Annotated in this window: 10 protein-coding genes; 8 read left to right on the top strand and 2 right to left on the bottom strand. The window is 61.5% G+C overall.

Annotation, left to right across the window (positions count from 1 at the left end; all coding sequences use genetic code 11):
* Nucleotides 1-497: 497 nt before the first annotated feature.
* From AB3X96_RS07670 to AB3X96_RS07690, 5 genes are all read left to right on the top strand, one after another.
* Nucleotides 498-2,264, top strand: a complete 1,767-nt coding sequence (locus AB3X96_RS07670; protein ID WP_368589221.1) for a tannase/feruloyl esterase family alpha/beta hydrolase — start codon at nucleotides 498-500, stop codon at nucleotides 2,262-2,264.
* A gap of 535 nt (nucleotides 2,265-2,799) precedes the next feature.
* A complete protein-coding gene (locus AB3X96_RS07675; protein ID WP_368589222.1) occupies nucleotides 2,800-4,155 on the top strand; it encodes an MFS transporter in 1,356 nt (451 codons plus the stop codon).
* Nucleotides 4,156-4,226: 71 nt separating this feature from the next.
* Nucleotides 4,227-5,252 (top strand): amidohydrolase family protein, encoded by a 1,026-nt coding sequence (locus AB3X96_RS07680; RefSeq protein ID WP_368589223.1) that lies wholly within the window; start codon nucleotides 4,227-4,229, stop codon nucleotides 5,250-5,252.
* A 2-nt stretch (nucleotides 5,253-5,254) separates the two neighbouring features.
* Nucleotides 5,255-5,938, top strand: coding sequence for a 4-carboxy-4-hydroxy-2-oxoadipate aldolase/oxaloacetate decarboxylase (ligK, locus tag AB3X96_RS07685; protein ID WP_176120638.1), 684 nt, complete (start codon nucleotides 5,255-5,257; stop codon nucleotides 5,936-5,938).
* A gap of 5 nt (nucleotides 5,939-5,943) precedes the next feature.
* Nucleotides 5,944-6,660 (top strand): substrate-binding domain-containing protein, encoded by a 717-nt coding sequence (locus tag AB3X96_RS07690; protein WP_368589224.1) that lies wholly within the window; start codon nucleotides 5,944-5,946, stop codon nucleotides 6,658-6,660.
* Nucleotides 6,661-6,724: 64 nt separating this feature from the next.
* On the opposite strand, the gene AB3X96_RS07695 is transcribed toward AB3X96_RS07690, so the two are convergent.
* Both AB3X96_RS07695 and AB3X96_RS07700 read right to left on the bottom strand, forming a co-directional pair.
* Nucleotides 6,725-7,741: an ATP-grasp fold amidoligase family protein gene (locus tag AB3X96_RS07695; RefSeq protein WP_368589225.1), complete on the bottom strand. Its 1,017-nt coding sequence runs from the start codon at nucleotides 7,739-7,741 to the stop codon at nucleotides 6,725-6,727.
* 60 nt (nucleotides 7,742-7,801) lie between these two features.
* Complete coding sequence (locus tag AB3X96_RS07700; protein ID WP_368589226.1) at nucleotides 7,802-8,734, bottom strand: GlxA family transcriptional regulator; 933 nt, start codon at nucleotides 8,732-8,734, stop codon at nucleotides 7,802-7,804.
* Between the two features lie 881 nt (nucleotides 8,735-9,615).
* Here AB3X96_RS07700 and AB3X96_RS07705 point away from each other — a divergent pair.
* From AB3X96_RS07705 to AB3X96_RS07715, 3 genes are read left to right on the top strand one after another with little or no spacing between them, the layout of a single operon-like run.
* On the top strand, nucleotides 9,616-11,865 hold the full coding sequence (locus AB3X96_RS07705; protein ID WP_368589485.1) for a polysaccharide biosynthesis tyrosine autokinase: 2,250 nt from the start codon (nucleotides 9,616-9,618) through the stop codon (nucleotides 11,863-11,865).
* A 59-nt stretch (nucleotides 11,866-11,924) separates the two neighbouring features.
* Nucleotides 11,925-13,040: a glycosyltransferase family 4 protein gene (locus AB3X96_RS07710; RefSeq protein ID WP_368589227.1), complete on the top strand. Its 1,116-nt coding sequence runs from the start codon at nucleotides 11,925-11,927 to the stop codon at nucleotides 13,038-13,040.
* A 2-nt stretch (nucleotides 13,041-13,042) separates the two neighbouring features.
* On the top strand, nucleotides 13,043-14,494 hold the full coding sequence (locus AB3X96_RS07715) for a hypothetical protein (RefSeq protein WP_368589228.1): 1,452 nt from the start codon (nucleotides 13,043-13,045) through the stop codon (nucleotides 14,492-14,494).
* The last annotated feature ends 30 nt before the right edge of the window (nucleotides 14,495-14,524 follow it).

Here is a 14,524-nt window from a genome sequence, read left to right on the forward strand (position 1 = left end):
CGGCTTTCTTCCGTGATTACTTCGTGGAACTCATTCGCGACTCATAGTGCTACCGACTACTGATTTCAATTTGTTTCTCTTCGCATCTAAAAAAATTATTGGGTGCGACCGTGGGAGTTGGCGGTGCACGCTCGAATCGGCTTGCGGCGCCCCTTGTCATTCCTTGTGCCATCGGCTCGAGCGTGGTGTCGAGCGTCATCGAGTTCGGCGTGCGAGCGCATCGGAGAGCCGCCGATATCGCTGATCCCTGTGGTTAACCCGCGATTTCATGTCATTCACCGTCTGGCTAACGTCGCGTCAACCCGGCAAGCCCGTGCGACCGCACCGCCGCGACCGGAAGAACGAGGACGTTTCTAAAAGCCGAAGTACCAAAAGAGGAGATGTGAATCGATGAAGGTGAAGACGACATGCGTCACGCATCGCGGATGCGCAATGCGCACCGCGAACACACGCACGGGCCCAATAGTGGACCGTGACAACCGCGCAGGAGAACAAGTATGAGAAGACTGCAACCCCTCAAGTTGTTGTCGCGCATCAAGGCGCGCGGCGTTTCACTGCTGACGTTCGTCGGCGTTTGCGCGACGGCTGCGATCGTCGCTGCATGCGGTGGCGGTAGCGGTGGCGGCTCGCTCACGTACACGCTGTTGGCAGCCGTGCAACCGGTCGTCGATTGCTCGAAGCTCGCTTCAATCGATATCACCGACATCGGCGGCGCCGGTAGTTCGATTACCTCGGCGACCGTGACCAACGCAACGGTCAACGGCGCGACGGTCGCGTTCTGCACGGTGAAGGGCACACTCGCTCCGTCGAACACGTTCGAAGTCGCGCTGCCGGTCAGCACATGGACACAGCGTTTCGCGGAACTCGGGTGCGGTGGTTTGTGCGGCAATCTGAGCGACCCGACCAAGCAAAGCTCGTTCAGCTTCTCGTACCAGTGCCCGCTCGTGCAACAAGGCGGCTTCGTAACGGCGGCGACCGACATGGGTCACTCGGGCCAGGATTCGAACTGGACCACGGACCCGCAAAAGCAGGCTGACTTCGCGTATCGCGGACAGCACATCACGACGCTCGCCGCGAAAAAGCTGATCAAGGCTTACTACGGACAGACGCAGAAGTATTCGTACTTCATCGGCTGCTCGGACGGCGGCCGCGAAGCGCTGATGGCCGCGCAACGTTACCCGACCGACTACAACGGTATCGTCGCCGGTGCGCCGGCTGCGCACTTCCAGATCCAGAACTCGCTGTATCACGGCTGGAGCGTGAAGTCGCAAAGCACGACCGGCACCAGCGCCGGCAATGCGATTCTGTATGCCGACAAGGCGACGCTGCTGCATAAAGCCGTCGCGGCGGCATGCGGCGGCGGCAGCGGCGCGGCCGACGGCCTGATCGCCGATCCGCGTACCTGCCATTTCGACCCCGCGACGATCCAGTGCTCGAGCGGCGCGGCGAGCACCAGCAACTGCCTGACCGCGGCTGAAGTCACGACAGCGAAGGCCATTTACAGCGGTCCGACCGATGCGACGACCGGCGAGTACATGCTGGCGGGTTCGCCGCAGTATGGTTCGGAAGCGAACTGGGTTGGCGTCGAAGTGCCGACGTCGAACTCGACGGATGCCCCGGTTTCCGTGACGAAGCTGTTCAGCTATTCGATCGTGACGGGCGCGTACAACCTGATCTTCACGGGCTCGCCGACGATGCCGAGCATCGACACCTTCGGCTACCAGGACGCCAGCTTCTACGCGACTTACCTGAAGGCGAACCATCCGTTCATCGACGCGACGAGCCCGGACCTGTCCGCGTTCAATGCTGCCGGCGGCAAGCTGATCCTGTGGCACGGCTGGGCGGACCAGCACATCTCGCCGCTGTTCACGATCCAGTACTACGAGGCGATGCAGAACACGATGGGCACGTCGAGCGTGGACCAGTTCGCGCGTCTTTATCTGGTGCCGGGCGTCGGTCACTGTGGTGGCGGCGAAGGCAACCCGAATATCGACCTCGTGTCGAAGATCACCAACTGGGTCGAAGAATCCAGGGTGCCGACTTCCGTGATGACGTATCAGACCGATTCGTCGAACAACGTGACGGCCTCGCGTCCGGTCTATCCGTACCCGGCGGTCGCGAAGTACACCGGTTCGGGCGACTGGCACGACGGTGCGAACTACACGCAAGGCACACCGCTCTACGCGGCAGCCTCGCGTACGTGGGCCGGTTCGAGCTTCTACACGCCTTATGCGCCGGCGACGCGCGGTGTCGCGGCGCCCTGAACCGGGTCTCGCACAGAGCGCTAACTGAGTACGAGCCGGTCCGCGACGCCGGCTCATCCCGAAGCGGCATGGCCGTGACACGGTCATCCGCTTTTTCTTTTGAGCCCTTTTTTCGTGGGGAAAATCCGCTGCCAGCGCGGCGCATTCACGTCGATCGCAAAAGCGGGGCGTCTCGCTGCCGTTCTATGCGAGTTCGTTCCCGCGTCATCTGTTTTGTTTATCAGTTGGTGTGCCAACTGGCGTCCCGCAAGGCCGCTTCGAAGGCCGGTGGGCCTAGGTCGAACGCCGGTCCGGCGCCGCTTTGCGCGAATCGGACAGACTTCGACGATGCTATGCGGAACGGTGAAAATGCGGATACTCGCTTCAATCATATGGTTAACCCGCGCTTTGGCCCGCGAAGGACGGAACGTACCGTCACGCCAGTTGTTTGAGTAGGGCGTGCAGGGGCCCCATCGCCACGATGGTTACGACGCACTTTGCGAAGCAACCCGCGTCGAGCGCGCGATAGGCCATTGAAGGAGACAGGAGAGTTTTGATGAGTACTACCAGCAGTAACAGAATTGATATCAAGAAGTTCATCGACGAACGGCCGATCTCGCCCTACCAGTGGCTGCTGGTAGTGCTGTGTTTTCTGATCGTGACCGCCGATGGCATGGACGTCGCGATCATGGGTTTCGTCGCACCGTCCATCATTCATGATTGGGGTATTTCGCGTCCCGAATTCGGTCTCGTGATGAGCGCGGCGCCGATCGGTCTGGTGATTGGCGCATTGTTCGCGGGTCCGGCATCGGACCGCATCGGCCGCAAGTGGGTGCTGATTACGTCGGTGTTTCTGTTCGGTGTGTTCACGATCGCGACTGCATTCACGCAATCGCCGTTTTCGATGGCGGCGCTGCGTCTGTTGAGCGGTGTCGGCCTCGGCGCGGCGATGCCGAACTCGACGACGCTGCTGTCCGAGTACGCACCGCAACGCAAGCGCGCGCTGCTGATCACCGTGATGTTCACGGGCTTCAATGTCGGCTCGGCATTGATCGGCTTCGCGGCCGGCTGGCTGATTCCGGTTCACGGCTGGCGCTCGGTGCTGATTTTCGGCGGCGCGCTGCCGCTCGTGCTGATCCCGTTCCAGATCTGGCTGCTGCCTGAGTCGGCCCGTCTGCTCGCGGTGCGCGGCGCGCCTGCGCAGCGTATCGGCAAGGTGCTCGGCCGCGTGTGCGGCGTGCGTTTCGCCGGCAATGAAGTGTTCGTGTCGAACGAACCGCCGCTGCCGACGCGCAAGCCGATCGGCGTGCTGTTCTCGCAAGGCTATGGCTCGATGACGATCGCGCTGTGGGTCACGTATTTCATGGGCCTGCTCGTGATCTATCTGCTGACCGGCTGGCTGCCGACGCTGATGAAGGATGCGGGTCTGTCGGTCACCACCGCGGCCAACATCACGGCGATGTTCCAGATCGGCGGCACGATCGGCGCGGTGCTGGTCGGCTGGGTCATGGACAAGGCGCGTCCGGCGCCGGTCATCAGCGCCGCGTATATCGGCGGCGCAGTGTGCGTGCTCGGGCTCGGCTACATCGGCGCGATGTCGTCGTCGCTCGCATTGCTGGTGTTTGCCGCGGGCTTCTGCATGAGCGGCGCGCAAACCGGTCTGAACGCATTTGCGCCCGGCCGCTACCCGACCGTTGCGCGTGCGACCGGTGTGAGCTGGATGCTCGGCATGGGCCGCTTCGGCAGCATCTTCGGCTCGGCGATCGGCGGCGCGCTGCTCGGCTTCGGCTGGCAGTTCGGCGCGATCCTCGCCATGCTTGCGATCCCCGCTACGCTCGCCGCGATCGCCATCCTGGTGAGCCAGCGCGCGGGCGGCACCGGTACGGCGGCGCAGCCGAATACCGCGCATTGACGCACGCAGGTACGTGGCGCGCGTGCGGTTCGCGCGCGCCGCTGGTTAAATTCATCTACTGAGGAATCACGGTGATCATCGACATTCACGGCCACTACACCACCGCGCCCAAAGCGTTGGAGGCGTGGCGTAAGCGCCAGATCGCAGGCATCAAGAGTCCGTCCGAGATGCCGGCGGTGTCGGAATTGCAGATCAGCGACGACGAGCTGCGCGAGTCGATCGAAAACAACCAGTTGAAACTGATGCGCGAGCGCGGCCTCGATCTGACGATCTTCAGTCCGCGTGCGAGCTTCATGGCGCATCACATCGGTGACTTCGAAGTCTCCAGCACGTGGACCGCGATCTGCAATGAACTGTGCTATCGCGTGAGCCAGCTGTTTCCCGCGAACTTCGTGCCGGCCGCGATGCTGCCGCAAAGTCCGGGTGTCGATCCGGTCACCTGTATTCCTGAACTCGTCAAATGCGTCGAGCAATACGGCAATGTCGCGATCAACCTGAATCCCGATCCATCGGGCGGCCACTGGACCAGCCCGCCGCTGTCGGACCGCTCGTGGTACCCGATCTACGAGAAAATGGTCGAGTACGACATTCCCGCGATGATTCACGTGAGCACGAGCTGCAATGCGTGCTTCCACACCACCGGTTCGCACTACCTGAATGCGGATACCACCGCGTTCATGCAATGCCTGACCTCGGACCTGTTCCGTGATTTCCCGACGCTGCGGTTCGTGATTCCGCACGGCGGCGGCGCGGTGCCGTATCACTGGGGTCGTTTCCGCGGCCTCGCGCAGGAAATGAAGAAGCCGTTGCTGAAGGACCATCTGCTGAACAACGTGTTTTTCGACACCTGTGTCTATCATCAGCCGGGCATCGATCTGCTCACGCGCGTGATTCCCGTGGACAACATCCTGTTCGCGAGCGAGATGATCGGCGCGGTGCGCGGCATCGATCCGGAAACCGGCCACTATTTCGATGACACGAAGCGCTACGTTGAAGCCGCGGATATGAACCCGGAGCAGCGCTACAAGATCTACGAAGGCAACGCGCGGCGCGTCTATCCGCGTCTCGATGCCTTGCTGAAAAAGAAGGGGCTGTAATCATGTATGAAATCGGAGTCGTGTATCGCAACATCCAGCGCGCGGATGCGGACGTGGCCGCGAAACTCGGCGCGCTCGGTTCGGCCACCGTGCATGAAGCCATGGGTCGCACGGGCTTGCTCCAGCCGTATATGCGTCCGATCTATACCGGCGCGCGCGCGAGCGGCACGGCCGTCACGGTGCTGCTGCAACCGGGCGACAACTGGATGCTGCACGTCGCGGCCGAACAGATCCGGCCGGGCGACGTCGTCGTCGCGGGTGTCACCGCGGAGAGCACCGACGGCTACTTCGGCGATCTGCTCGCAACCAGCTTCCAGGCGCGCGGCGCCCATGCGCTGATCATCGACGCCGGTGTGCGCGACGTCGGCGTGCTGACCGAAATGAACTTCCCGGTCTGGAGCAAGGCGATTTCCGCGAAGGGCACGGTCAAGGCGACGCTCGGCTCGGTGAACATTCCGGTCGTGTGTGCGGGCGCACTGGTCACGCCGGGCGACGTCGTCGTTGCCGATGACGACGGCGTGGTCGTGGTGCCGGCGGCCGCCGCGCAAGCGGTGCTCGACAAGGCCGCGGCGCGCGAGGCGAACGAAGCCGAGAAGCGCGCGAAACTCGCCTCCGGTGTGCTGGGTCTCGATATGTACAACATGCGCGGGCCGCTCGAGCAGGCTGGACTGCGTTACAAGGACTGACAGGCGTGGTCGCAGAGATCAACGGTCAAGCCGTGCGCGCGCCGATCACCGGCATTTCGTCGATGGCCACGCGCCAGGTGCTCGCCGAACTCGCCGCGTCGTACGAGCGGCGCACCGGGCAGGGCGTCACGATCGAATCGGTCGGCGGCGTCGATGCGGCGCGCCGGGTCGAGGATGACGAAGTCTTCGATATCGTCGTGCTCGCAGCAGACGCGATCGAGCGGCTCGTGGTGACGGGTTGCGTCGAAGCGGCGAGCCGCGTCGGGCTCGCGCGCTCGGGCATCGCGGTCGCGGTCGCGGCCGGAGCGACACACCCGGACATCGCGACCGAAGCGGCGCTGCGCGACGCGATTCTCGGTGCGCGCAGCATCGGTTACTCGACGGGGCCGAGCGGCACGCATCTACTGAAGCTGTTCGAACGCTGGGGCATTGCCGGGCAGATCGCTTCGCGTATCGTGAAGGCGCCGCCGGGTGTGCCGGTCGGCACGCTCGTCGCGCGCGGAGAAGTCGCGCTCGGCTTTCAGCAGATGAGCGAATTGATTCACGTGCCCGGTATCGACGTGCTCGGCGAGCTTCCTGCCGCCATCCAGTCCACCACGACTTTCACCGCCGCGATCTGCACGGCGGCGCGCCACCCCGAAGCGGCGCAGGCGTTGCTGACGTTTCTGGTCTCGCGCGAGGCCGACGGCGCAAAGCTGCAAAACGGCATGTCGCCGGCTTGATGGGGGGCGGCGTTCGCCGCCCCGGCTCGATGGTGGAATCCAAACGCCGCGAATGAAAGCGGATTCAAGCCATCAGCTTGCCCCACTCGTAATCGATACTGTCCGGCGTGAAGGGCAGCACGCCTGCACCGGGCGTAAATGTCAGTTCGCCGAAATAAACGCGGTCGTCCGGCGCATACAGGTCCACTCGCACATAGTCGAAGTCTTCGCACAGACGGACCGCGATATCGAGCACGGCATCCAGATTCGGCGGGCGCGGACCTGGTGCCGCACTGCGCTTGTAGTCGCCGATTGCGATATCGAGGTGATTCCAGTCGACGTCATACACGTCGCCGTGCGTCGCGGTGCCGAACCGGTCGGAGATCACGAGGATATAGATGATCGGCCCCCCAGGCCGACCGCCGAAGCAGTGCATCTTGAGATCCGCCGGAATCTGGCCGCGCTGATCGAGCAGCAGCTTCTCGAAGAAGACGCGAGGCTCGATCGACCGATAGTGCCGTTCGCGCCCAACGTAATAGAATTCGGTGCGCAGCCACTGGTCGGCAAGCTTCTTCAGCTTGTCGAACGAGGTCTCCGATTTGTTTCTCACCACTTCGACGAAATTGCTGCCGTGATTGGCTTTCATTACGAAAGCATCGGGCAACGCGTCGAACACTTCGGGCGTGAATACAGCGGGCGCTGCGATCAGCGGTATCAAATGCTTGTCACCGATCTTCCGGGCAATATAGTCCCGCACCAGCAGCTTGTCGGTCAGCTCGATATAGCGAGGATCAGGGTGAAGATTGCGCTGCAGGATCTTCTCATTGAACGTCACTGGACGAATCAGATTCGGATAACGGCCAGTGCATTTGTGATGTAACAGGCTTAGGAAAAGGGCATCCGGCAATAAGGTCTTCGCCGCTTCCTTGATCTTTCTCACGGTAGATGGCGCTTGCCCTTGCGAGAAATGCGCGCCTGCGTGCAGGCCCGGCATCTTACAGCGCGCAGCCACGGCACTGTCAACGGATTGTAGGGAGGCCATGTTTTCCGGCGCGACGGCCGCGTCCTCCGCGGCCAGTTCGGCGGTTTTGATGATCGTCATGTTCTTATCCCTTTTGCGGTCGAGCCGACGAGTCGTGCTCGGAGTAACAGGGAATTGAAATCAAAGCGTCAGCGGCGCTTGCCGCAACATCTCGGTCGCGGCACTCCAGCTTTCCTCCGGTGTCAGCCAGCGTTCTTCCGCGTCCACATGCTGTTGCGCGCGGAATTGCGTCGGCGACATGCCATAGCGCTCCTTGAATAGCCGCCCGAGCCGATTACCGTCGCCCATTCCGCAGCGACGCGCGATCTTATCGACCGGCAAATCGGTGTTCTTCAGCATCGAGCGAACGATCTCGAAGCGTGTGCGCAGCAGATATTCGAGTGGCGTCATGCCGAACTCGCATTTGAAACGGCGCTGAAAATTGCGCTTGCTCATCGCCACCGACTCGGCCGCCTGGGCAACCGAAATAGCCTTGCTGTAGTTCTCCTTGATCCAGCGCGCCGACTCGCGAATCTTCTCGGTCGTCGTCGTGATATTGACGTCGTCGAACTCCGAACGGCTCTTCTCGGCGTAGCCGGTTTGCAGGATGCGGCCGATTTTGCGGGCCGTGTCGGTATTGATGTCGCGTTCGATCTGCGCGAGCGCGAGATCGGTCGGCGTCACATTGCTTTGCGTGCGCGCGGTATCACCGCTGTCGTCGAACAGAAAAATCGGCACGATCGATTGCAGCGGATCGTTGCAGACGACCGCGAGATTCGCACCCTGTTGCATGCCGAAAGATGCGATCGATCCTTGCAGTGAGATCCACGACAGAAACCGATCGTTGGATTCCGCCACTTCGGTGACGTCGCGGCAGGCCACGAAGAACGCGTGGAAATCCGCGAGGCAATAGCGTTCGAGGCCTTGCGTCCAGATCGATATGCCGGAAGAACTGGTCACCAGACCACCGCCATCGGATACCACGGTAAACCGGTATGGCGCCTCTTCGCCAGCCGTTCTCTTGAACTCATTGGCAAGCCGGAACGCGTCGCCGATCGCGCCGGTACTTGCCATCGAACAATCCTGAAAGACGAATAGACCAATGTGCTTCATCACGCCAGCTTCTCCAGACAGGAAAATCTACGCATTGAGATTAGCGCATCGATTTCTGTCAGACGAGCTTGGCCGGCAGGCGCGGGTGTTTTGGCGTAATCGTCAAGATTCGAGAAATTCTTACCTCACTATTAGCTAAATTGCGTGCTACTAATTAACGTTGCGCGGAATTTTTTTCCACCTCGACTAGCGCGATTTTTGCAGGCGAGAAGCCAGGGCATCGGCGGAATGCGCCGAGTGGCGCGGAATCGGCACGATTTGCGGGATATCAACGGCATTCTTTGCACACCAACCGCCCATTTGGCGTTCTGTCGCGATGTACGGCGCCTATCGTATAACTCTGTTACAGCAATTGCAGATCGCAACAAGGCTTTCCAGCTTCTGTTTCATTTGTAAAAGGCTCCGCATTATCGGCCAATAGCACCCTACTTTGGGCCGCCGGCGAATGCCCCGATCCTTTGCGGACTATGCTTCACCGCAACATCGAGAGAGAAATTGTCAATCGCGGATTACGTGAATGGCGGGTACCGCATTCGCTGATTCGTGAGAAGAACAATCGGCAATGCCGCGGTGGATAAGCAATAGGTGTGTAGCCTTCCGTGGTTCGAGAGGTCCCGAACACGGCTCCCCGACCTAACCCGACACAGCACGTCGCTTCGCCGTGCTGCCAGCCAATTCAGGGTCTATCCGGCCGGCGGCATAAATAGCGACGTGGCGACGCAAAGCGATCGCCGATCGCTTTGTTTCATCAACCTGCAAGGATCAGACCGGTGGATTACTATCCGCAAAACTCGCTCTATCCCGCTGTTGATACCGAGCGCAGACAACTCAGTGCCAGCGGGATGCTTACGCTAATGCGTGACCACATCTGGGAGATCGTGGTGACGACGGTCGTCGTCCTCACGCTCGCGGTCGCGTATCTTCTGATTACCACCCCCATCTATTCCGCCGACGTAATCGTTCGTGTGGACCCGCCCGAGCCGAATGCGCTCGGACTTGCGTTGCAGAACCAGGACCTGTTGCCGCCTCCAACACCGTCGTCGGTAACGGAAATGGCGGTGATGGAAAGCCGGTCGGTTTTGCAGCCGGTGATCGACCAGTTCCGTTTCGACATTTCGGTAAAGCCGCACAAGCTTCCGGTGCTCGGCGACATCGCCGAAAAATTTGCTACACCGGGACAGCCTTCGGCGCCGTGGCTCGGCCTGAAATCGTATGCATGGGGCGGTGAGCGCGTGCAGATCGCGGCGCTCGACGTGCCGCGCGAACTTGAGGAAGAGAAGCTGACCTTGACCGCGCTCGACAATGGCGGCTTCGAATTGCATGGCCCGTCCGGCGAGTTGCTGGCGAGTGGCACGGTCGGCATGCCGCTCAAGCAGAACGGCGTGTCGATGCTCGTGAAGGAACTCGCTGCGCGGCCCGGCACGAAATTCGAAGTGATCCGCTGGAATGAGCTCGATGCGATCAAGCGCTTCGAGAGTCTGATCAAGATCGGCGACAAGGTGAAAGACTCGGGGTTGCTGCAAATCCAGTACCGCGACAAGAGTCCGGACAAAGCCGCTGCCGTCGCCAATGCATTGGGACAGCAATACCTCGCCTCCGCGGTGGCGAGCCGACAATCGAACGACACGCAGACGCTCGCGTTCATTAACGGCGAACTCCCGCGTCTACTCGCCGATCTGCGAAAAGCCGAGGAAGCGCTGAAGAGCTTCCGCTCGAACTCGCAATCGATGCAGCCGACCAACGAGGCGCAAGCCTATTTGCAGGGCGGCCTCGATCTCGACAAGCAGATCGCGACGTTGCAATTGCAGCGCACGCAAATGCTCGAGCGCTATACGCCGCAGAGCCGCTGGGTGCAGAACATCGACGAGCAACTGGCGCAATTGAAAGAAGCGAAAGCGAAATTCTCCGACCATTTCAACGGCATGCCGGCGTCGGAGCGCGAGAGCGTCGATCTGATCCGCGCGCAGAAGGTGGCTGAAACGGTGTATCTCGGCATGGTCCAGAAGGCTGAGCAATTGCAGGTGCGCCGCGCCAGCACGACGGGCGGTGCGCATATTCTCGATCCGGCGATGAGACCGCATATGCCGGTCATGCCGCAGCCGATTCTCGTGCTCGGCGGCGGATTGATGCTCGGTATCGTGTCCGGCGTCGTGTTGGTCTTCATGCGCCGCCACGTGATGATCGGCGTGACTGACCCGCGCTACGTCGAGCGCCAGATGAGCGTGCCGGTGTTTGGCGAGATTCTGTTCAGCCATCAGCAAGTGCTGCTCGATCGCGATGCGACCGCAGGCCGAAAATCTCTGCCGCCAGCGACCGGGCGTGCCCATCCGCCGCTGCAGAAGAGTCTGCACGAGATTCAGCTCGATAAGGGCATTCCGAACAGGATTCTCGCCGCGCGCTTTCCACACGACGCGTCGGTCGAAGCGCTGCGCAGCGTACGGACCGCCGTCACGCGCGATCTCGCGCATGCACGCAACAACATCGTCATGGTCATCGGCCCCACGCCGTCCGCCGGCAAGAGCTTCGTCGCCGCGAATCTGGCGATCCTGCACGCGGAAGTCGGTCAGCGTGTGGTGCTGATCGATGCCGATATGCGGCGTGGCCATCTCGCCTCGCTATTCAACGAGAGCAATCGTGGAGGCCTATCCGAAGTGCTGTCCGAACGCTTGCCGTTGCGCAATGCGTTGCGCTCCACCCGCATCGACGGATTGACGTTCCTGTCGTGCGGCGTGCGCCCGGAGAATCCCGCCGCGCTGCTGATGAAGCCGCGCCTGAAGGATGTTCTTGAGCGGCTGTCGAGCCAGTTCGATCTGGTGATCATCGATACGCCGCCTTTCCTCGCGGTCACCGACGCCTCGATCGTCGCGAACGAGGCGGGCGCATCCCTGCTCGTGCTGCGCTCTGGTATGCAGAGCGAGGAGGAGATCGCCGACACGATCAGAAAGGTTGAACGCGCGGAAGGGCGCATCGCGGGCGCGGTGTTCAACGGCATACCGCTGCGTCGAAGCACGAAGAATTACGGCTACGAAACGAACTATGCCAGCGATTTCGGCGAAAACGACGCCGGGCAGCAAGCGCCGCGAGGCGCCTGAGCGTGTGGAGGCCTCAACGCGGCAACGCGCGTTCGCGATGGCGTAAAACGGAGAACCAGATGGCCTTTGCAATCAACGGAAAGTTTACTTCGCAGTCCATCACGGGGGTTCAACGCGTGGCGTATGAGCTGACGAGAGCCATGCAGATGCGCGCCGCGCCCGGTGACGAACCGGAATTGTTCGTGCCACAAAACGCAGTCGAGCCCGGGGCGCTGCTCAGACCGCAGCGGCGCTTTCCGTGGCTGCGTGGCACGTTGTGGGAGCAGATCACGCTGCCGATCGCTGCTCGCGGGATCACACTGCTCAGTCTGTGCAATACGAATCCGCTGTTCAAGCACAGTCAGGTCGTGATGGTTCACGACATGGCCGTCTTCGACGTGCCGCAAGGCTTTTCGAGGAAATTCCGGCTCTGGTATCGCATCGTCTTCACGCTATTGCCGCGCACGCATCCGATCGTTCTGACGGTGTCGACGTATTCGAAAATGCGGATCTGCCATCACCTGAAGATCGACGAATCGCGTGTGAAAGTGGTGGCGCCCGGCGCGGATCATCTCGACCGGATCGTGGCCGACCCGTCGGTGCTGCAACGGCTCGAGTTGAACAAGGACGCGTATTGCGTGATCGTCGGCAGTCTCGACCCGCGCAAGAATCTGCGCGGCGTGCTGGACGCAATTGCGCGGCTCGGGCATCTGCGCGACGTGAAATTCGTCATCGTGGGAAAACAGTATCCGCGCATCTTCAGCAGTGCGGGCGTTGAGCATCAGCTGCAGTCGCGGCAGGTGGTGTGGGCCGGATTCGTGTCCGACGAGGAGCTGAAGGGGCTCTACCAGAACGCTGGATGCCTCGTGTTTCCGTCGTTGTACGAAGGCTTCGGCCTGCCGCCTCTGGAAGCGATGTATTGCGGCTGTCCGGTGATCGCGTCGACGCGTACGTCGATACCGGAAGCGTGCGGGGATGCCGCGATGTACTGCGACGCGGCCTCCGCGGACGACATCGCCGCAAAGATCGAGCAGATGATGAGCGACGCCGATCTGCGCCAACAATACCGCAGCGCTGGGCTGCTGCATGCGCGCGAGTTTCGCTGGGAGCGCGCGGCGCAACAAGTGCTCGAAATCCTCGATGTAAAGACCGGCGAGCGGCTGCCTGAACTGGCACCGCGCGCGTCAGCGAGCTAGCGATGGATCGCATCAAGACCCGTGCTGGCAGAAGACGTGCGTTGCGCACACTCGCCGCGTTGGCGGCGGGCGCGGCCGCGCCATTGTCGGATATCAGGCCCGCTCTCGCGTTGGTACAGGACCCTGCGCACGCGCGCGGCCGCATGATGAGCGATCTGATCGGCGTGAACGGCTGGGCCGGATCGGCTGCCGACATCGAGATGTGGCGAGCGATGGGCATCAGCTGGGGGCGCGACACGGTCGGCCCGGGCCAACCTGATCGGCGCGGCGAGCCGATGCGCATCGACAAAACCAGCTCGGCGTACGATGTCGATCTGCCGTCCAGACTGTTGCGAAATGAACGCAATGGAATCGGTTCGCTGCTGATGCTCGGCTTTACGCCGAGATGGAATGCGAGTGTGCCGGGCGAAAGCAATTCGGCACCCGTCGACGTGGATGCATGGAAGCAGTACGTCGAGGCGGTGGTCCGCAAGTATTCGGCGCCGCCTTATAACCTGCGCTATTTCCAGATCTGGAACGAGGCGGCTGGAAAATTGTCCGGCGGCTTGCAGCAGTCGGTGTTCTGGCGCGGCCCCGGGTTCAGCAAGGACGAAAAACGCTCGAAACCGTACGAGAGCGCGATGCAGGATTACGTCGAGCGGGTTCATATTCCGGCCGCCCGCATCATTCGCAGTCATCACGCGTACGTGGTGTATGGCGGCTGGCCCGACCAGGGCGGCCTCGACAACTTCTACCGCTGGCTCGAATATCGCAGTCCGGCATTGAAAGAGCGCATGCTCGATTGGGTCGACTATATCGACACGCACTATTTGCCGGTCTCCGACATGGAACCGCTGTACCAGAGGTACGTGAAGAACGGTCCCGCGCGCGGCTTCTGGCAAACCGAGATCGGCAACGAGTACATCAAAGACCCGCACTATTTGCCGCGCTATTTCTTCGACTTCGCGGTGTGGGCGCTGGGCAGGAACTGGGACGATCCGAATAAGTACCTGTCGATGATCTATCACTGGGAGGGCTATGAACCGTATCGTCTCACGCATCCCGGTCCGCCCGAACGAACCTACAACGTTTCCGGTCGAAGCTTGGTCGTGTTGCGACAAACCGTGGGTGGGCATCTGGCGAGTTTTTCGAAGCCGCTGCAATGCGGTCCGGGTGTTGCTGCAAATGCTTTGGTTTCCGGCAACGACCTGGTGATGCAGGTGAGCAGCAGCGCGGGCTGGCAGAACATTTCCATCGGCGGGCTGCAGACGCTGCGCTCGCATGCGGTAAAGGCCGATTTCATCGACGCGGTGAGTGGCGAGGCGAGCGCACCGGACAATGTTGCATTGAGTTGGGACAACGATTTGATGAACGTGCGATTCAAGGTACCCGACAAGGTGAATGGTGCTGGTAACAATCCGCCCAAACATCTGGCTTATCTGGTGGTACGGAGTGCGGCGCAGGCAGTGGCATAGCGAGATTTCGCGAACTTTGCGGCCGCCGGG

The sequence above is a fragment of the Paraburkholderia sp. BR13439 genome, from assembly GCF_040948805.1.
Taxonomy (GTDB): Bacteria; Pseudomonadota; Gammaproteobacteria; order Burkholderiales; family Burkholderiaceae; genus Paraburkholderia; species Paraburkholderia youngii.

Excerpts from the sequence above, each read along its gene's own strand:
- AB3X96_RS07670 (WP_368589221.1), top strand. The coding sequence starts at position 498 with ATGAGAAGACTGCAACCCCTCAAGTTGTTGTCGCGCATCAAGGCGCGC.
- AB3X96_RS07675 (WP_368589222.1), top strand. The coding sequence starts at position 2,800 with ATGAGTACTACCAGCAGTAACAGAATTGATATCAAGAAGTTCATCGAC.
- ligK (WP_176120638.1), top strand. The coding sequence starts at position 5,255 with ATGTATGAAATCGGAGTCGTGTATCGCAACATCCAGCGCGCGGATGCG.
- AB3X96_RS07695 (WP_368589225.1), bottom strand. The coding sequence starts at position 7,741 with ATGACGATCATCAAAACCGCCGAACTGGCCGCGGAGGACGCGGCCGTC.
- AB3X96_RS07700 (WP_368589226.1), bottom strand. The coding sequence starts at position 8,734 with ATGGCAAGTACCGGCGCGATCGGCGACGCGTTCCGGCTTGCCAATGAG.
- AB3X96_RS07705 (WP_368589485.1), top strand. The coding sequence starts at position 9,616 with ATGCTTACGCTAATGCGTGACCACATCTGGGAGATCGTGGTGACGACG.
- AB3X96_RS07710 (WP_368589227.1), top strand. The coding sequence starts at position 11,925 with ATGGCCTTTGCAATCAACGGAAAGTTTACTTCGCAGTCCATCACGGGG.
- AB3X96_RS07715 (WP_368589228.1), top strand. The coding sequence starts at position 13,043 with ATGGATCGCATCAAGACCCGTGCTGGCAGAAGACGTGCGTTGCGCACA.